Raw genomic sequence first — 17,906 nt, 5'->3', positions numbered from 1 at the left:
AGGTGCTCGGCTGATCAAGCGAGAACGTCAGCCTCGCAGCCAGCCAGCTGCTTCGGTGGCCCAGTAGGTCAGAATGACGTCCGCGCCCGCCCTCTTGAAGGCGGTGAGTGTCTCCAGGATCGCCGGTTCGCGGTCGATCCAGCCGTTCGCGGCGGCGGCTTCCAACATCGAGTACTCCCCGGAGATGTTGTAGGCAGCCACCGGAACATCGACAGACTCACGCACTCGCTGCAGGACGTCGAGATACGGGAGCCCGGGCTTGACCATCACGATATCGGCACCCTCGGCGACGTCAAGGAGCGCCTCGCGGACGCCCTCCAGCGCGTTGGCCGGATCCTGCTGGTAGGTGCGCCGGTCGCCCGTGAGGGCGGAGTCGACGGCCTCGCGGAACGGGCCGTAGAAGGCCGAGGCGTACTTCGCGGAGTAGGCGAGGATCGAGACGTCGGTGTGGCCCGCGCCGTCGAGAGCGTCGCGGGTCACCGCGACCTGGCCGTCCATCATCCCGGACGGGCCGACCATGTGGACGCCGGCCTCGGCGTGGGCGATCGCCATCTGGGCGTAGATCTCGAGGGTGGCGTCGTTGTCGACCGAGCCGTCCTCGGCGAGCACGCCGCAGTGGCCGTGGTCGGTGAACTCGTCCAGGCACAGGTCGCTCATCACGGTGAGCGCGTCGCCGACCTCGGAGACGACGTCGGCGATGGCGACGTTGAGGATGCCGTCCGGGTCCAGCGCGCCCGAGCCCACGGCGTCCTTGGTCTCCGGGACACCGAAGAGCATGATGCCGCCGATACCGGTGGACGCGGCCTCGGCCGCGGCCTTCCGCAGCGACTCCCGGCTGTGCTGGACCACGCCGGGCATGGTCGAGAGCGGGACGGGCTCATCGATCCCCTCGCGCACGAACGCGGGCAGGACGAGGTTGGCGGGACGTACGGCCGTCTCCGCGACCATCCGGCGCATGATCGGCGTGCGGCGCAGCCGGCGGGGACGGATCACGGGCTTCTCGATGCTCATCGGCACTCCATCGCAAAAGGGTACGTTCCACGGTAGTGCAACAGCCGCGTGCACCCACACTCGGGAGCACGCGGCTGTTGCCGTCGAACGGTCGGTTCAGGAGGTACGCGAACGGCGGCGCGAGGCGGGGCGTCGGTCGGACGGCTTGGTGACCGGCAGGCCCTGCTCGACCAGCGAGGCACGACGCGCGGCACCGAAGGCGGCGAGCGCCTCGGTGAGCGCCTCGATCGACGGCTCGGGCGACATCACGTCGACCCGCAGGCCGTGCTCCTCGGCGGTCTTGGCGGTGGCCGGACCGATCGCCGCGATCACCGTGGAGGTGTGCGGCTTGCCCGCGATGCCGACCAGGTTGCGGACCGTGGACGAGGAGGTGAAGACCACCGCGTCGAACTTGCCCGTCTTGATCGCGTCGCGGGTCGGCGCGGGCGGCGGGGCCGCCCGGACGGTGCGGTAGGCGGTCACGTCGTCGCACTCCCAGCCGAGGTCGACCAGGCCGGCGATGAGGTTCTCGGTGGCGATGTCGGCGCGCGGGAGGAAGACCCGGTTGATCGGGTCGAGGTCCTCGTCGTACTCCGGCCACACCTCGAGCAGACCGGCCGCCGACTGGTTGTCGGTGTTCGGCACCAGGTCGGGGCGCAGGCCCCAGGCCTCGAGCGCCTGCCCGGTCTTCTCGCCGACGGCGGCGATCTTCAGACCGGAGAAGGCGCGGCAGTCCAGTCCGTACTCGTCGAACTTCTCGCGTACGGCGCGCACCGCGTTGATGGAGGTGAAGGCGATCCAGTTGTAACGGCCCTCGACCAGACCGCGTACGGCCTTGTCCATCTGCTGCGGGTTGCGCGGGGGCTCGACGGAGATCGTCGGCACCTCCTCGGGCACGGCGCCGAAGCCCTTCAGCTTCAGCGACAGCGCAGGCGCCTGCTCCTTGGTGCGGGGCACCAGCACGCGCCAGCCGAACAGCGGCTTCGTCTCGAACCACGAGAGCGTCTCACGCAAGTTGACCACCTTGCCGATCACCACGATCGCCGGCGGCGCCATCCGTGCGGCACGAGCGTCGACAGCGATGTTCTCCAGCGTCGACTCTACCGTCGACTGCTCGGTCGTGGTGCCGACGCGGGTGATCGCGACCGGGGTCTTGGCCGGGCGGCCCGCCGCGACGAGCTCCTTGGCGATGTCACCGATCATGCCGACGCCGGAGAGGAGAACCAGGGTGCGGTTGTCGGCGTACTGGCTCCAGTCGATCTTCTCGTTGCAGGTGACGACCGCGACCTCTTGGTGGTCCTTGGTCGTCAGCGGGATGCCGGCGTAAGCGGGAACGGCCGACACGGACGAGACGCCGGGGACGATCTCGAAGCCGATGCCCGCCTTGGCGCAGGACTGCGCCTCCTCGGGGCCGGAGGCGTAGAGGAAGGGGTCGCCGGTCATCAGGCGCACGACGCGCTTGCCCAGCTTCGCCTGCTTGACGACGGCCTTGGCACGGGCGGCGTTGGCCAGGGGCTGGCCGTCGACGCCGAACCCGCCGTCGATGAACTCGGGTCCGACCGGTTCCGGAGTCTCGTCACCCTCCGCGGGCTCGACCGGCTCGGGGATGCCGAGAACGCCGCGCACCATCGAGGCGTGCTCGGGGGCCTCGGTCACGACAACATCGGCCTGCTTCAACAGGTCGATCGCCCGTACCGTCAGCAGCTCAGGGTCACCAGGACCGCTGCCGACGAAGGACACCCAGCCCAGTGGGGTGGCCGAGCTGTGCTCGGCCGTCTGCTCGGTGGTCTTTGCTCGGGTCATGCGTTGTGCACCTTGTCCTGCTCGGGAGCGGTCTGGGGGGAACCGCCCGTGTCCATGACAGCCTGTCCGGGGTCAGTGGTGGGGTCGTCGGTCAGGTCTGCTGCACCCTCGGCGAGCATCTCCTCAGCGAGCCGGCGCCCGACGCCTGCGGCGTCGTCGAGCGGCCCGGATGCGGAGAGTCGGATCGAGAGCGAGCCATCGAGTGAGAGCGCGACTGCCCGCACCCACAGCTCTGGTCCTTCCTCACCCTCAACCACGTCGGCGAGGGTCCCGATGGGCGCGGCGCAGCCACCTTCGAGGGTGGCGAGCACCGCGCGTTCCGCCTCGACAGCCGCTCGGGTGGACGAGTCGTCGAGGGAAGCCAGAATCTTGCGTACGTCGGCATCGGCGTCGCCTGCACGGCACTCGACCGCCAGGGCCCCCTGACCAGGAGCGGGCAGCACCTGGATCGGGTCGAGGACCTCGGTGACCTCGTCGAGCCGGTCGATGCGGGCCAGGCCGGCACGCGCGAGGACGACCGCGTCGAACTCGCCCGAGCGGACCTTGCCGATGCGGGTGTCCACGTTGCCGCGGATGCCGGCCAGCTCCAGGCCGAGGCCGAGGGCCTTGATCTGGGCGACGCGTCGCGGCGAGCCGGTGCCGACCCGCGAGCCCTGCGGGAGCTCACCGAGGGTCAGGCCGTCGCGGGCGACGATCACGTCGCGCGGGTCCTCGCGCGGCAGGATCGCGACCAGCTCGATGCCGTCCTCGGGGTAGGTCGGCAGGTCCTTGAGGGAGTGGACCGCGAGGTCGATCTCCTTGGCGTGGAGCGCGTCGCGCAGCGCACTGACGAAAACGCCCGTCGAGTTCGCGCTGGTCAGCGGGGTGTTCGCCGCCTGGGTGCGGTCGCCGTCGGAGACGATCTCGACCAGCTCGACGATGTGGCCCTGGGCGCGGAGCATCTCCGCGACGAGGGTCGACTGGGTGACGGCGAGCTGGGAACGGCGGGTGCCGAGACGAAGAGTTCTCATGAGTGGTCTCCTGGGACGTCGGCCCGGGTCACTGCGGAGACGGCCTCGGGGTCGAGCGCGAAGAGCTCGGCGAGCGCAGCGGCGTAGGACACCGCGCCGGTCTCGTTGGCGAGCTCCTTGACCCGGACGGTCGGTTCGTGGAGCAGCTTGTCGGCCACGCGGCGTACGGTCCGGAGGACCTCGGCACGAGTCACCTCGTCGAGGCCCGGCAGCTTGTTGTCGAGACGCTCCATCTCGGCGGCGACGACACCGGTGGCCATGCTCCGCAGCGCGACCACCGTCGGGGTCACCGCGGACTGACGACGAGCGCTCAGGAACGCCGCGACCTCCTGGGTGACGATGTCGCGGACCGCGAGCACCTCCTTGCCTGCGGGCGAGGCGTGCAGCTCGTCGGCGAGGGCGGCCAGGTCGATCAGGGTGGCACCCGGGAGCGACCCCGCGGCGGGGTCGATGTCGTGGGGCAGGGCCAGGTCGATCAGCGCGATCGGGCGGCTGCTGCGGTCACCGACCATGTCCGCCGGGACGAGCAGACCGCTGGCGCCCGCGCAGGTGATCACGATGTCGGCGGCCGCGATCTCGTCGGCCAGCGTGTCGAGCGAGGCGGAACGCGCGGAGTACTCCCTGGCGAGGCGCTCGGCGTTGGCCGTGGTGCGGTTGACCACGACCACGTCGGCGGCCCCCAGCCGGGAGACGGTCGCGGTGGCCAGCCCGGCCATCGCACCGGCGCCGACGACGGCGACCCGCTTGCCGCGTACGTCACCCACGGCTCGCGCGGCGCGGTCCAGCGACGCGGTGACCAGCGACGGGGCGGCCTGGTCGATGTCGGTCTCCGCGCGCGAGCGCTTCCCGACCCGCAGCGCCTGCTGGAACAGGCTGTTGAGCGCCGGTCCGACCGTGCCCACCTCCTGGCCGAGCTGAAGGGCCGCGCGGGCCTGCCCGAGGATCTGGCCCTCGCCCACGGCCATCGAGTCGAGCCCGGCAGCCACCTTGAACAGGTGGGAGACGGCACCGTCGTCGTAGTGGACGTACAGGTGCGGCAGCATCGTCTCGAGCGTCTGACCGGCGCCCTCGATGATGCGGCGGGAGAGCTCCTCGACGGACCCGTGGAAGCGCTCGACCTCGGTGTAGATCTCGAGACGGTTGCAGGTCGCGATGACCGCTGCCTCGCTGACATGTTCACAACCGGCCACGTCGGTGAGGAGCTTCTGCAGGCCGTCCGCGTCCACCGACGCCGCCTCGAGCAGCGAGACCGGCGCAGAGTTATGTGAGATGCCGACAACAAGGACACTCATGCGGTGATCCCTTCCTCGGAACCATTGTCCACCGTCTCGTCAGCTTCTGCAGCCTTGCGCGACTCGTGATACGCGAGGATCTGCAGCTCGATCGAGAGATCGACCTTGCGTACGTCGACACCCGGCGGCACGTTCAGGACGGCGGGCGCGAAGTTGAGGATGCTGCTGATGCCGGCCGCGACCATCGCGTCGGCGACGTCCTGGGCAGCGGTCGCCGGCACGGAGATGACTCCGATCGAGACCTGCTCGGCCGCGACGATCTCGGCCAGGTCGGCGAACGGCCGGACCTCGAGCCCGGCGACCGTGCGGCCCTGCATCGGCGCGGCCGCGTCCAGGAGCGCGACGGTGCGGAACCCGCGGCTGCTGAAGCCGGAGAAGTTGGCGAGTGCCTGACCCAGGTTTCCGATACCGACGATGATGACCGGCCAGTCGTGGGTGACGCCGATCTCGCGGGCGATCTGGTAGCTCAGGTAGTCGACGTCGTAGCCGACCCCACGGGTGCCGTAGGAGCCCAGGTAGGAGAGGTCCTTGCGCAGCTTGGCCGAGTTCACCCCGGCGGCCGTCGCGAGCTCCTCGGAGGAGCAGGAGGCGATGTTGCGCTCGGCGAGCGAGGTCAGCGCCCGGAGGTAGACCGGAAGCCGGGCGACAGTCGCCTCGGGGATCTCCCGGTGGGGGTCCTGGGCACCGCTGCCCTCGCCCGTATTCGTACTCCGTGCCGTCACGCTCTGCTCTTTCAATGCCGGCGCCACAGACGGGGGCTTTTTAGCCCGGGATCGCCCTGCGGCTCAGCCACCATACGGAGTTTGTGACCGCGAGAACAAACTCGCAGAGCGTCGGCTAGCACACGTGTTTGCGGAGTTGGCAGAGGGGGGTTGTTCGCGGTAATGGGCCGATCGACAGTTATTCTGGGGAGCGCGCGAGCGCTGCCCTCAGCCGGTCCTCGGAGACACGCCAGAAGTCGTGCTGCTTCCCGTCGACGTACGTCACGGGCACCTCGTTCGTGAATCGCTCGCGCAGTTCTTCGTCGGCGTCGATGTCGACCTCGGTGTAGTCGTCCCCGACCACCTTCTCAAGGACCAGCCGAGCCTCGTCGCACAGATGGCAGCCCTGACGGGAGTAAAAGGTCACACGCGGTTCCATCCGACCATCTTGACACCTGGGTCCCCTCACGGCGTCCAGACCACTACTGTTGGCGAAATGAGCAGCGCCAGCGACCGCCGCCGTGCCGAGCTGCGGCGAAAAGACCTCAAACGCCGCTCGGCTCTCGCCGGCGAGGCATCGGCTGCGGCCGCGGAGATCGAGGCCTGGCTCTATCCGGCGACCGGAGACCCGACCGCCGCAGCCTTCTTCGACGTGGACAACACGATCATGCAGGGCGCGACGATCTTCCATCTGGCCCGCGGCCTGCACCGGCGCAAGTTCTTCCGTACGCGGGACATCGCCTCGGCCGCGTACAAGCAGGCCTATTTCCGCGTGGCCGGGGTCGAGGACCCGGCTCACATGGAGTCGGCGCGTTCGTCGGCGCTGTCGTTCATCCGCGGCCATCGCGCCGAGGAGGTCGAGAGCCTGATGGAGGAGATCTTCGACGAGGGCATGGCCCACCGGATCTGGCCCGGCACCAGGGCCCTCGCGCAGACCCATATCGACCAGGGGCAGCGGGTGTGGCTGGTGACCGCGGCACCCGTCGAGGCCGCGCGGGTCATCGCCCGGCGGCTCGGGCTCACCGGCGCGCTCGGGACGGTGGCGGCCACCGAGGACGGCGTCTACACCGGTGAGCTGGTCGGCGAGATGCTCCACGGGCCGGCCAAGGCGGAGGCGGTCAAGGCGATCGCCGCCCGGGAGGGCCTCGACCTTTCTCGCTGCGCCGCCTACTCGGACTCCTACAACGACCTGCCGATGCTCTCGCTGGTCGGGCATCCGTGCGCGATCAATCCGGATGCGCGCCTACGCGCCCACGCGCGCGTGAAGGGCTGGCCGATCCGTGACTACCGCACCGGGCGCAAGGCCGCCCGGGCCGGCGTGGTGACCGCGGCGCTGGGCGGGGCGGCCACCGGGGCGATCGCGGTGGCGATCGCGCTCCGCGGACGGCGGGACTGATCGCGCCGTTGGCGACCTGTATGCAGTGCCGGGTATTCGCCGCTCTGTCAGGAAATTGCCAACACACGCCGAGGCAACTTCGGCTCGGGACCTGACATCGGGATGCCCTAACCCGTAAGGTTGGGCTCGCTCAGGGGGAGTCTTCGGGAGGGACCCACATGTCGCGCCGCGCCAATGACGTCCATCGTCGCTTGGATGCGCTGCGCGCTGCGGTCGAGCTCTTGATGAACGAGGGCTACGAACCCGCCTATGCCGGCGTCGCCGGTGCGTCCGGCCCGCTCGCCGAGCCCGAGCGTCGCGGCTCGGGCGGCACCCACGAGTCCAAGCCCCGCTCCGACAACGAGCCGGACGACGACGCCGAGCTCGCCACCTCTTCGGAGGAGAGCGAGGCCGACCGCACCCGGCTGATCGCGCTCGTCGAGCTCGCCCGCAAGGGTGACAAGGAGGCGTTCGGCCTCCTCTACGACCACTACCATGGCGCGGTCTACCGCTTCCTCTTCTACCGGACCCGCTCCACCCAGGTCGCCGAGGACCTGACCTCGGAGACGTTCTTCCGGGCGCTCCGCTCGATGACCGGCTTCCGCTGGCAGGGCAAGGACTTCGGCGCCTGGCTGATGACCATCGCTCGCAACCTGGCCACCGACCACTTCAAGGCGGGACGTACGCGCCTGGAGATGACCACCGAGGACATGGGTCAGCACGACTCGTCGTCGGACGGGCCGGAGAAGATCGTGATGGCCGGGATCACCAACGAGATGCTGCTCGGGGCTCTCTCCAAGCTGCCCGACGAACAGCGCGACTGCATCATCATGCGTTTCCTCCAAGGGCTGTCAATCGCCGAGACAGCGGCTATCCTCGGGCGCAGCGACGGAGCCGTGAAACAGCTCCAGCTGCGCGGGATCCGCAATCTCGCCAAGCAGATGCCTGACGGGATCCGCTGATGACTGTGTTCCGCACCACCATGAATGCTCGACCGGTTGCCGTAACCCGCGGCCGGGGCGACTCGTTGTCCGACATGGCAGCGCCTTGTGCGCAGCTGTTTCGACGAATCCCTGACAGCCGACACCGAGTAGGAACCCCCCGATGAGCCCGGCATTCCCGGCGCGAAAGCGTGCCGACGAGTTCGACCGAATGGTCGCGGCTGCTGCCGCGACGGATCGGCGTGCCTCGCAGTCTGCCGACGAGCTTCGTGATCTGGCCGTCTTCGCTTCGTCGCTCTCCACTCTCAGCGACTCCGCCGTCCCCAGTCGCGACTTCTCCGTCTCCCTGCGCGAGCGCCTCATGGCGGCCGCCGACACCGAACTCGTGCCCGCGCCGCGCACCGAGAAGACAGTCGAGCGCAAGCTCACCGTCGGCCCCGTGCGCAGGCCGCGCCGGCAGCGCAAGCTCGCCGTAGCCTTCGCCGCGATGGCGATCGTCGGCGGCACCGCAGGTGCCGCGGCCGCGTCCCAGACCGCGCTGCCCGGCGACTCGCTCTACCCGGTCAAGCGTGCCGTGGAGAACGTCTCCGCCGGCTTCACCGTCAGCACCCAGGCCCGTGGCATCCGGATCCTCGAGGACGCCGGCACCCGCCTGCGCGAGGCCAAGTCGCTGGTCGCCGACGCGCCGATGACCGACTCCGAGCGGGTCACCACGACGCTCGAGACCTTCTCGCGTCAGGCTGCGCACGGCTCCGACCTGCTGATCAGCGACTTCGAGAAGTCTCAGGACAACGACTCGCTCGCCCAGCTGCGTACGTTCGCGGCCGATGGTGTCGAGGAGCTGGCCGAGCTGAGCCCGAAGGTGCCCGAGCGGGCCGAGCCGGCCGTCTCCGATGCCGCTCAGACTCTCGTGCTGATCGATCAGGCCGCCGCCCAGCTCTGCCCCACCTGCGAGGGCGGCATCACCGAGCTTCCCGCGACGCTGGTCTCCAGTCTCACCTCCGACATCGACGGGCTGCTTCCGGCCGACACCGTCGTCGAGGCCGAGGCGCTGCCGCCGCTCACCCAGGACGACAACGCCCTCGACCTGCCCTCCATCGACCCCGACAAGATCGGTCCCGGCTCGGTGACCGACCCCAAGGGCGAGAAGGACGACCCGGAGAAGCCCTCCGAGGAGCCGGAGGAGGACGGCAGCATCCTGCCGACCCCCACCACTCCTTCCGACGGCGATCCCTCCGAGGAGCCCGACACCGACCCCGGCACCGTGACGGACCCCGTCACCGGCCTGGTCACCGGCGTCACCGGCCTGGTCGGCGACGTGCTCGCCGGCGCCACCGGCCTCCTCACCCCGTAACCCGGGCCGAGGCGTCACTGGCGCTGGTCGAGTTGGCACAGGCGTGCCGTCTCGGCCGGCGCAGCTGACTTCTCGGCCGGCGGGGGTGACCTCTCGGGATCAGCCGAAGACGGAGGCGCGCTCGCCCAGCAGACGGTAGAGGGTCTGCTGGATCGTCTCGCGCACCTGGTCGGTGACGTTAAAGACCAGCATCGGGTCGTCGGCCTCCGAGGCGTCGTACGCATCGGTGCGGATCGGCTCGCCGAACTCGATCAGCCACTTGGACGGGAGCGGGATGAGGCCCAGCGGCCCGAGGAGCGGGAAGAACGGTGTGATCGGCAGGTAGGGCACGCCGATGACCTTGGCGAGGGCCGGGATGTTGCCGACCAGCGGGTAGATCTCCTCTGCGCCGACGACGGAGAGCGGAACGATCGGGACGCCGGTGCGCAGCGCGGAGGAGACGAAGCCGCCGCGGCCGAAGCGCTGGAGCTTGTAGCGCTCGCTGTAGGGCTTGCCGATGCCCTTGAAGCCCTCGGGCCACACGCCGACCAGCTCACCGTTGCGCAGCATCCGCTCGGCGTCCTCGCTGCACGCCAGCGTCGCGCCCGCCTTGCGGGCGATGTTGCCGACGATCGGCATCCGGAAGACCAGGTCGGCTCCGAGCGGGCGCAGGTTGCGACCGAGCGCGTCGTGGATCGAGACCATCGTCATCAGGCCGTCCATCGGGATGGTGCCCGAGTGGTTGGAGACGATCAGAGCGCCGCCGTCGGTCGGGATGTTCTCGATGCCGCGCACCTCGACCCGGAACCACTTCTCCTTGATCGGCCGCAGCACGGCCAGCATGAAGCGTTGGGTGAGCTCGCGGTCGAAGCCGTATTCGTCGACGGAGTACTCGCCGGAGATCCGGCGGCGCAGGAACACGATGAACCGGGCGAGCTGTTCCTCCCACTCGGTGCCGAAGACCTCTTTGGCGGCGCTCTCCAGAGCCGCGGCCCAGTCGGCCGCCGGGATCGCCCGCAGCGGGTGGCGCTCGCGCGCCGTGGTGCCGGTGAAACCCTGGGCGGGGGACTCAGTCACCGGGCGCTCCTGTCAGTCGGCTCTCCAAGGCGGCCAGCGCACGGTCGGCACGGTTCGCGGACGGCATCACGCTGTCCGCGAAGTCTACGACCGTGCCCTCGGTGGTGTATCGGGGTTCGAAGCCCAACATCGTGCGCATCCGGGTGGTGTCGACGCCACGACCGTAGGTCAGCAGCGCCCTCAGCTCCGCGGGATACTCGCCGCCGCCGAACCTCGCCAGGCCGAACAGAGGCTCGGGGATCGGCACGGTGACCCGCTGCAGGCGACGGGCGACCTGCGAATGGGTCAGCACGCCGTCGCCGGCGACGTTGAACGTCCCGGGGACCCCGGTGCGTACGGCATGCTCGAGGACGCCGTAGAGGTCCTGCTCGTGGAGGAACTGAAGGCGCGGGTCGAAGCCGAGCACGTTGGGCACGACCGCACGCCGGAAGTGGGACGCGATCGGGCTGACCACGCTCGGCCCGAGGACGTTGGCACAGCGCAGCACCGTGACGGCGATGTCCGGGCGACGACGGGCGAAGCCGCGTACGTAGGACTCGATGTCGGCCACGTCGCGGGCATAGCCGGAGGACGGGGTGCGCCGCGGCTCCATCGACTCGGTGAACATCGCCGGGTCGCGGCTGCTCGCCCCGTAGACCTGGGTCGTCGACTTCACCACGACCTGACGCAGGGACGGCGCGGTCTGACAGGCCGCGAGGAGCTGCATCGTCCCGATGACGTTGAGCTCCTTCATCGTCGAACGACCCCCGGTGGTGCCGGGGGTCGCGATGACGCTGAGGTGGACGACGGTGTCGACCTCCTCCTTGGCGATCACCTTGGCGATCACCGGGTTACGGATGTCGGCTCGGACGAATCCGACCTTGCCGATGTCACCGCGAGGCGGTGCGACATCGACGCCGATCACCCGCTCGACGTTCGGGTGGCGGGCGGCAGCGCGCGCGAAACGGCGACCGAGGTCACGCGAGACCCCGGTGACCAGGAGGACCCGACCGGGCCCAGTGCGTTCCGCCACCTACGCCACGAACGTCACTTGCCGAGCTTGCGGCGCTGGACGCGAGTCTTCTTGAGCAGCTTGCGGTGCTTCTTCTTCGCCATGCGCTTGCGACGCTTCTTGATGACAGAACCCACGGGGAACCCTTCACGATCGTTGCAGAGAATGCCGGCCCGGTGCCGACGCGGCCACTCACCGCAGCGCGCGGCAAACAGACCTAGGGGGTAAGACTAACGAAGCCAGGGCACCCAGAGAGAATCGGTGACCCCGATGGGACCGGTGTTGCCCCCGCGCCCATCGTGCCCGGGCGCGGGGTCCGACAACTAGCCCGCGTTGTAGAACGAGCTCTTGAGGTATTCGTTCGCGTCGTCCTCCCGAACCCGGAAGGAACGACCGACACGCACCGCAGGCAGCTCGCCCGAATGAACCAACCGGTAGACCGTCATCTTGGATACGCGCATCATCGACGCAACCTCGGCAACGGTCAGGAACTTGCTGTCAGAGATGTCTCCAGAAGGAGTAACCATCTGCTTCCACCGTTCTCTCTCGAGTGATCGCGACGCCGGCGGCTTCCCCACCGCCGGTCCAAAACGCGATCCCAAAGTGAGAATAGGGCCTGATGTGACTGATGGGGAAGGGGACACCCCTGAGAATCTCACATACCACCGGCGTGTCGAGTTGCAATTGGGCGCGACGAACTGCCGTTTCTAGGCCGTCCCGAAACTATCCGACTGCCTACGGCATCGGGTCGAGCCCGTGCAGCGGGAACACCGCTGTGCGAGTCGCGTGGACCTGCCGGTCCAGCCACGTGCCGGGGTCATATCCGCTCCCCCAGTCGCGGTAGGCCGGTTCACGCCCGTCCGTCATGCGCAACGGTGCGACCCTCCCCAGGCGCGTCTGCACGTGCTCACGCCAGCCACCTGGCACGTCGAGCGTCGGCTCCAAGGGATTCCCCGAGACTAGCGCAAGAAGGTGCGTCCATGCGCGTGGCACGACGTCTACGACCGCATAACCGCCGCCACCGAACGCTACCCATTTGCCCCCGCACACCTCGTGGGCGAGCTCGTGGAGCGCGACGTACGCCGCCCGCTGGCCGTCCACGCTGAGCGCCAGGTCGGCCAGGGGGTCGTCGGTGTGCGAGTCGCAGCCCTGCTGGGTCACCAGGATCTCCGGCTGGAACTCCCGGATCAGCTCCGGCACGACGGCATGGAAGGCACGCAGCCAGCCGTGGTCGGCGGTGCCGGGCGGCAGCGCGACGTTGACCGCGCTCCCCTCGGCCTCGGGCCCGCCGACCTCCTCGGCGAAGCCGGTCCCGGGGAAGAGCAGCTGGCCGGTCTCGTGAAGGGAGATCGTCAGGACGCGCGGATCGTTCCAGAAGGCCCGCTCGACGCCGTCCCCGTGGTGCACGTCCACGTCGACGTAGGCGACCTTCTTCACGCCCTGGTCGAGGAGCCACTGGATGCCGGCGGCGACGTCGTTGTAGATGCAGAACCCGGCGGCCCGTCCGCGCATCGCGTGGTGGAGGCCGCCCATGATGTTGGCGCTGTGCAGGCTCTCGCCGGAGTAGACCTGGCGGCAGGCCTCGATGCTCGCGCCGACGATGTGGGCGCTGGCGTCGTGGATGTGCGCGAAGACCGGGTCGTCCTCGGTGCCGAGACCATGGGCCAGGTCCGACTCGCCGCTCCGGCCGGCCTTGATGACCGCCTCGATGTAGCTCTCGTCGTGGATGGTGAGCAGCTGCTCCGGAGTGCCCATCGGCGCCTCGACGACCTTCAGATGGTCGAGTACGCCGAGCTCGTCGGCCAGGCGCATCGTCAGGTCCACCCGGATCGGCGCCATCGGGTGGGTCGGGCCGAAGTCGTAGTCGGCCAGACTCTCGTCGAAGACGACCGTCGAGTGCCCCTGGCACGAGGTCGGCCACGTGGTCGGCGGAGTCGTCATGGGCCACACGGTATCCGTGACGTGTGCGACACTGGAGAGGTGTTCAGCATTCGTTCCACCCAGTGGTGGTCCGCCTCCTAGGCGGTCCACCCGATTGTTGAGCACTCACATCAGGCCGCCCACGGGCGGCCTTTCTCGTTGATCGTCGCTGACCCGTGGGCCTCACCACCCCGAAAGGTCCACCATGACCAGGCGACTCTCTCTCATCACACCCTCCGGCCGACTCACCATCGGCAACCTGCTCGGTGCGCTGCGGCCGATGGCCGCCACGGCCGACTCGGACGCCTTCTACGGGCTCTCCGACCTGCACGCACTGACGCTGCCGCACGAACCGTCGGTGCTGCGTACGCGGACGGAGGAGATGGCTCTCCTCCTGATGGCGTCCGGGCTCGAACCGGCCACGTTGTTCATCCAGTCCCACGTCCCAGCGCACAGGTCGCTCAGCTACCTGCTCGAGTGCGTCGCGCACACCGGTGAGCTGGGCCGGATGATCCAGTTCAAGGAGAAGTCGCGCCGGGTCGGGGCATCGGTGCGCGCCTCGCTGTTCACCTATCCGGTGCTGATGGCGGCAGACATCCTGCTCTACGGGGCGACCGAGGTGCCCGTCGGAGACGACCAGCGCCAGCACGTCGAGCTGGCACGGGACATCGCGATCCGGTTCAACACGACGTACGGCCGGGTCTTCTCGGTGCCCCAGGCGGTACATCCCGAGGCCGGGGCCCGGATCATGGATCTGGCCGAGCCGACGCGCAAGATGTCGAAGTCGTCCGGCGACGCGCACCCGGGCTCGATCTTCCTGCTGGACGATGCCGATGTCGTACGTCGCAAGGTGGCCCGTGCGGTCACCGACTCCGCCGGGGACGTCTCCCGCGACGAGGAGCGGCCGGGGGTCACCAACCTGATCGACATCCTCGAGGCCTGCGGCGGATCTGCGGCCCGGCTGTCGAACTATGGCGGCCTGAAGGCCGCGGTCACCGACGCGGTCGTCGCCGAGCTCGAGCCGATCCAGAAGCGCTACCGCGAGCTAGCCGCCGACCGGGCGTACGTGACGCAGGTGTACGCCGCCGGGGCGGAGCGCTGCCGCGAAGCGACCGCCCCGGTCCTGGCCGCGGCGGAGGCGGCGATCGGTCTGGCCTGAAGGCGCCTGACCCCCTGTAACACGCTGTTCGTAGTACTACTCGCCCTATCCGAACGGGCGAGAAGTACTACGAACGACGTGTTACAGGGGGCCGACGCTCAGATTCGTACGTCGGCCAGCTCCCCGACCCGCGCGCTCTGCGGTCGCAGGTAGACGGTGAAGGTGACCAGGGCGCAGATGGCGTAGAAGACCGTGAAGGCGATGAACGCCGACTTGGTGGCGTCGAGGGGGTTGTCGACCCACGGGCTGTTGAAGGCGATCGGGATGAGGAAGCCGCCGACCGCACCGACGGCGCCGATGATGCCGACCGCGGCGGAGGACTTCTTGGTCGCGCCGATGAGTGCGGCGTCCCGCTCGGCGGTGCCCGGCGTGGTGGCCAGCTCGGCCTCACGACGGAAGATCGACGGGATCATCTTGTAGGTCGAGCCGTTGCCGATGCCGGTCGAGGCGAAGACGAGCATGAAGAAGCCCAGGAAGACCGGGAACCAGGACTGGTTCTCGAACGCGATCGCGGGGGTCGCGTCCGGGTTCGGGGTGAGCTGCATGAGCGTCCACAGCACCCCGAGGGTGAAGACGACCATCCCGCTGAACGCGCCGAGGGTGACCTTCGCGCCGCCCCAGCGGTCGGCCAGCCAGCCGCCCAGCGGGCGGGTCGCGGAGCCGATCAGGGCGCCAAGGAAAGCGAAGTAGGCGAAGTAGATGCCGGTGCCGAGCGGGGCAGGCTCGGGGACCCAGAAGTTGAGCTTGATCAGCAGCGGCATCGCGGCGGAGTAGCCGATGAAGGACCCGAAGGTGCCGATGTAGAGGAACGACATGATCCAGGTCTGCTTCGACTTCACGACCGAGAGCTGCTCACGCGCGGACGACTTCGCGGAGCTGATGTTGTCCATGAAGAAGAAGGCGGCGAGGATCGCGATGACGGCCAGCGCCGCGTAGACGAACGCGGCCCGCTCGAGGTGGATGCCGCCGTCGGAGGCCTTGATCAGCCCGAAGATGCCGGCACCACCGACGATGACCGGCAGCAGGAACTGGATGAGTGCGACGCCGAGGTTGCCGCCGGCGGCGTTGAGGCCGAGCGCGGCGCCCTTCTTGTCGGAGGGGTAGAAGAAGTTGATGTTCGCCATCGAGGAGGCGAAGTTTCCGCCGCCGAGACCGGCGGTGGCGGCGATGACGCAGAAGACCCAGTAGGGGGTGGACGGCTGGGTGACGGCGTACGCGAAGCCGAGGGTCGGCACGAGCAGCAGCGCGGCCGACATCATCGTCCAGTTGCGGCCACCGAACTTCGGCACCGCGAGGGTGTAGGGCACCCGCAGCAGCGAGCCGACCAGGTTCGGGATGGCGATCAGGAAGAACAGCTGGCTCGGGGTGAACTCGAAGCCCTGGGCGACCAGGAAGGCCGAGGAGACCGACCAGATCAGCCAGACCGAGAAGCCGAGGTGCTCGGCGAAGATCGACCAGATCAGGTTGCGGCGGGCGGTCTTGGCCCCGGTCTCCTCCCAGAAGGTGGCGTCCTCCGGACGCCAGTCGTCGATCCAGTAACGGCGGCTCATGGTGGGCTCCTCAGATGCGGGCAGTCGGCGAGATGCCACTCACCATCGCCAGCCCACGTTTCAACCGGAGCCAACCCTCGCGCGCAAGCCCGTCAACTTCCTCTCACGACCTCACAGTGCTCACGACCTCACTGCTGAGAAAGTACGTGGCGGGCGGCCCGAGCCGCCCGCCACGTACGTCGTGTCGCCGATCCGCCAGGGAATCAGCCGAGGTAGCGCTCCCACGGGCCGGTGATGGCCAGGGTGTAGCCGGGGTCCTGCATGTTGACGAAGAGGACCTTGCCGTCGGGCGAGAAGCACGGCCCGCAGAACTCGGAGTCGTTGAGGTCGTTGCGGGCGATGGCGTACGCCGGGCCGCCCGGGAACGCGCCGAGCACGTGCGAGGCGCCGGAGCCGTCCTCGGCGAGCACCAGCGAACCCCAGGGGGTGACGGTGACGTTGTCGGGACCGTCGAAGGTGAGGTCGCCGTACTTCGGTGCCGGGGCATCGTCCTCGGACTGCGTCTGGTGCGGGAAGTACGTCACCAGCTGGATGGTCTCGGCCGCGTAGTCGTAGAACCAGACCATGCCGTCGTGCGGCGACGCGTCGGCGGGCATGTCGCCCTCCTCCCACGCGTAGGAGTTGACCACGTAGACGCCCTCGTCGGTGCCCCACACGCCCTCGAACTTGCGCCCGCGGGTGACCTCGCCGTCGGCGAACTGCTCGCGGCACGGCGTCTCCTGGGCGTCACGCTCAGGCACGGTCTTCCACTTCACCGGGAAGGGCTGACCCATCTGCGCGGAGGTCAGGTAGGCCACGTCGGGCAGCACCGAGCCGTCGGGAAGGATGATCTGCATCGCGGCGAGCGTGCCGGCGTCGTCGGCCAGCTCGGTGAGCACGCCCGGGCCGAGCCTCACCCCGGCCGGGGCGGTCCAGCGGTAGAAGAGCCCGTTGGGCTCGTCGGCGTCCTCGGAGAGGTAGACCTTCGTGCGGGTCTTGTCGATCGCGAGGGCCTCGTGGTCGTAGCGGCCGAAGGCCTTGATCGGGCGGGGGTCGGCCGAGCCGTCGGCCCAGACCTCGAAGACGTAGCCGTGGTCCTTCTCGTAGACGCCCGTGGTGCCGTCCTCGCCCTCCCACTCCTCGCCGGCGTCGTTGACGGTCTCCTCGCAGGTCAGCCAGGTCCCCCACGGCGTCGGGCCGCCGGCGCAGTTGGTGGAGGTGCCGGAGATCGCGACGAACTCACCGAAGTTGGCGCCGCCCGCGTCGGTGGTGATCACGGTGCAGCCGCCCGACGGCGCGCCCGGGTCGTAGACGGTGCCCTCGACGAGCGGCACCGGGATGCCCTCACCGGGCTCGATCTCGTGGTTCTGGATCAGCGTGTAGCGCCCGCGCCTGCCGCCGAGCACCATCATCCCGTCGTGGTTGGACGGCGTCTTCTCGCCCGTCTTCAGGGTCGTCTCCCCGGCGGAGGTGACGATGGCGTACGTGAACCCCTCGGCCAGCGCGAGGATCCCCTTGGGGTCGTCCACGAGCGCCGGGAACGGCTCGCGGGCGCGCTTGCGTCCCGGGGCGCCGGGCCGCGCCGGCTTCGCCTCGGCAAGAGCGGGAACGGCGCCGGCGACGGCCAGGCCGACCCCGGCCGCGGCTCCTCCGGTGAGCAGGGAGCGTCGAGTTGCGGACATGGGTTGGTACTCCTCGGAGCGTGGTAGGGGATCCCGAGACAGGTCTCAGCCCTCTACCCAAGCCACTCCGCAACACCTGCGCGCCCGCGCGAGATGAACCTCA

17 protein-coding genes are annotated in these 17,906 nt (G+C 69.3%); 4 read left to right on the top strand and 13 right to left on the bottom strand.

The window, feature by feature from the left end:
* Window positions 1-27: 27 nt before the first annotated feature.
* The 6 genes from hemB to ACIO3S_RS03230 all read right to left on the bottom strand — a co-directional run bounded on the left by hemB (window position 28) and on the right by ACIO3S_RS03230 (window position 6,235).
* Window positions 28-1,011, bottom strand: a complete 984-nt coding sequence (hemB, locus tag ACIO3S_RS03255; protein WP_400459353.1) for a porphobilinogen synthase — start codon at window positions 1,009-1,011, stop codon at window positions 28-30.
* A 96-nt stretch (window positions 1,012-1,107) separates the two neighbouring features.
* Window positions 1,108-2,793: a uroporphyrinogen-III synthase gene (locus ACIO3S_RS03250; RefSeq protein ID WP_400459351.1), complete on the bottom strand. Its 1,686-nt coding sequence runs from the start codon at window positions 2,791-2,793 to the stop codon at window positions 1,108-1,110.
* Window positions 2,790-3,803: a hydroxymethylbilane synthase gene (gene hemC / locus ACIO3S_RS03245; protein ID WP_400459348.1), complete on the bottom strand. Its 1,014-nt coding sequence runs from the start codon at window positions 3,801-3,803 to the stop codon at window positions 2,790-2,792. Before hemC ends, ACIO3S_RS03250 begins: the two co-directional genes overlap by 4 nt.
* Window positions 3,800-5,095 carry a glutamyl-tRNA reductase gene (locus ACIO3S_RS03240; RefSeq protein WP_400459346.1) on the bottom strand — a complete coding sequence of 432 codons (1,296 nt, stop codon included), beginning with the start codon at window positions 5,093-5,095 and terminating at the stop codon, window positions 3,800-3,802. Before ACIO3S_RS03240 ends, hemC begins: the two co-directional genes overlap by 4 nt.
* Window positions 5,092-5,817, bottom strand: coding sequence for a redox-sensing transcriptional repressor Rex (locus ACIO3S_RS03235; RefSeq protein WP_400459344.1), 726 nt, complete (start codon window positions 5,815-5,817; stop codon window positions 5,092-5,094). The genes ACIO3S_RS03240 and ACIO3S_RS03235 overlap by 4 nt, the downstream gene beginning before the upstream one ends.
* 178 nt (window positions 5,818-5,995) lie before the next feature.
* Window positions 5,996-6,235, bottom strand: coding sequence for a glutaredoxin family protein (locus ACIO3S_RS03230; RefSeq protein ID WP_160025742.1), 240 nt, complete (start codon window positions 6,233-6,235; stop codon window positions 5,996-5,998).
* A 57-nt stretch (window positions 6,236-6,292) separates the two neighbouring features.
* Between ACIO3S_RS03230 and ACIO3S_RS03225 the strand changes: the two genes are divergently transcribed.
* The 3 genes from ACIO3S_RS03225 (at window position 6,293) to ACIO3S_RS03215 (ending at window position 9,466) form a co-directional block, all read left to right on the top strand.
* Window positions 6,293-7,192, top strand: a complete 900-nt coding sequence (locus tag ACIO3S_RS03225) for an HAD-IB family hydrolase (protein WP_160025743.1) — start codon at window positions 6,293-6,295, stop codon at window positions 7,190-7,192.
* Window positions 7,193-7,350: 158 nt separating this feature from the next.
* The gene (locus ACIO3S_RS03220) at window positions 7,351-8,133 is read left to right on the top strand and encodes a sigma-70 family RNA polymerase sigma factor (RefSeq protein ID WP_350665890.1); all 783 of its coding nucleotides are present in this window, start codon (window positions 7,351-7,353) and stop codon (window positions 8,131-8,133) included.
* Window positions 8,134-8,275: 142 nt separating this feature from the next.
* A complete protein-coding gene (locus tag ACIO3S_RS03215; protein WP_160025745.1) occupies window positions 8,276-9,466 on the top strand; it encodes a DUF5667 domain-containing protein in 1,191 nt (396 codons plus the stop codon).
* Between the two features lie 99 nt (window positions 9,467-9,565).
* On the opposite strand, the gene ACIO3S_RS03210 is transcribed toward ACIO3S_RS03215, so the two are convergent.
* The 5 genes from ACIO3S_RS03210 to ACIO3S_RS03190 all read right to left on the bottom strand — a co-directional run bounded on the left by ACIO3S_RS03210 (window position 9,566) and on the right by ACIO3S_RS03190 (window position 13,454).
* Window positions 9,566-10,522: a lysophospholipid acyltransferase family protein gene (locus ACIO3S_RS03210; RefSeq protein WP_160025746.1), complete on the bottom strand. Its 957-nt coding sequence runs from the start codon at window positions 10,520-10,522 to the stop codon at window positions 9,566-9,568.
* Entirely contained in the window at window positions 10,515-11,534 is a 1,020-nt protein-coding gene (locus tag ACIO3S_RS03205; RefSeq protein ID WP_400459338.1) for an NAD-dependent epimerase/dehydratase family protein, read from the bottom strand. Before ACIO3S_RS03205 ends, ACIO3S_RS03210 begins: the two co-directional genes overlap by 8 nt.
* Window positions 11,535-11,548: 14 nt before the next feature.
* Window positions 11,549-11,650, bottom strand: coding sequence for a 30S ribosomal protein bS22 (locus ACIO3S_RS03200; protein WP_008356322.1), 102 nt, complete (start codon window positions 11,648-11,650; stop codon window positions 11,549-11,551).
* A 186-nt stretch (window positions 11,651-11,836) separates the two neighbouring features.
* Entirely contained in the window at window positions 11,837-12,040 is a 204-nt protein-coding gene (locus ACIO3S_RS03195; RefSeq protein ID WP_008356311.1) for a helix-turn-helix domain-containing protein, read from the bottom strand.
* Window positions 12,041-12,248: 208 nt separating this feature from the next.
* A complete protein-coding gene (locus ACIO3S_RS03190) occupies window positions 12,249-13,454 on the bottom strand; it encodes an acetoin utilization protein AcuC (RefSeq protein WP_160025748.1) in 1,206 nt (401 codons plus the stop codon).
* Between the two features lie 184 nt (window positions 13,455-13,638).
* On the opposite strand from ACIO3S_RS03190, the gene trpS reads away from it, so the two are divergent.
* Complete coding sequence (gene trpS, locus ACIO3S_RS03185; protein WP_400459330.1) at window positions 13,639-14,592, top strand: tryptophan--tRNA ligase; 954 nt, start codon at window positions 13,639-13,641, stop codon at window positions 14,590-14,592.
* A 98-nt stretch (window positions 14,593-14,690) separates the two neighbouring features.
* Here trpS and ACIO3S_RS03180 read toward each other — a convergent pair whose 3' ends face one another.
* Together ACIO3S_RS03180 and ACIO3S_RS03175 are read right to left on the bottom strand one after the other, a co-directional pair.
* Window positions 14,691-16,142 (bottom strand): MFS transporter, encoded by a 1,452-nt coding sequence (locus ACIO3S_RS03180; RefSeq protein ID WP_400459327.1) that lies wholly within the window; start codon window positions 16,140-16,142, stop codon window positions 14,691-14,693.
* Window positions 16,143-16,345: 203 nt separating this feature from the next.
* A complete protein-coding gene (locus ACIO3S_RS03175; protein ID WP_400459325.1) occupies window positions 16,346-17,803 on the bottom strand; it encodes an alkaline phosphatase PhoX in 1,458 nt (485 codons plus the stop codon).
* Window positions 17,804-17,906: the final 103 nt, after the last annotated feature.

Origin of the sequence: Nocardioides sp. NPDC087217 (assembly GCF_044744805.1) — a bacterium.
GTDB lineage: Bacteria > Actinomycetota > Actinomycetes > Propionibacteriales > Nocardioidaceae > Nocardioides.
The sequence above is the reverse complement of the archived record's forward strand: the minus strand, read 5'-3'. Positions and strand labels throughout refer to the sequence as shown.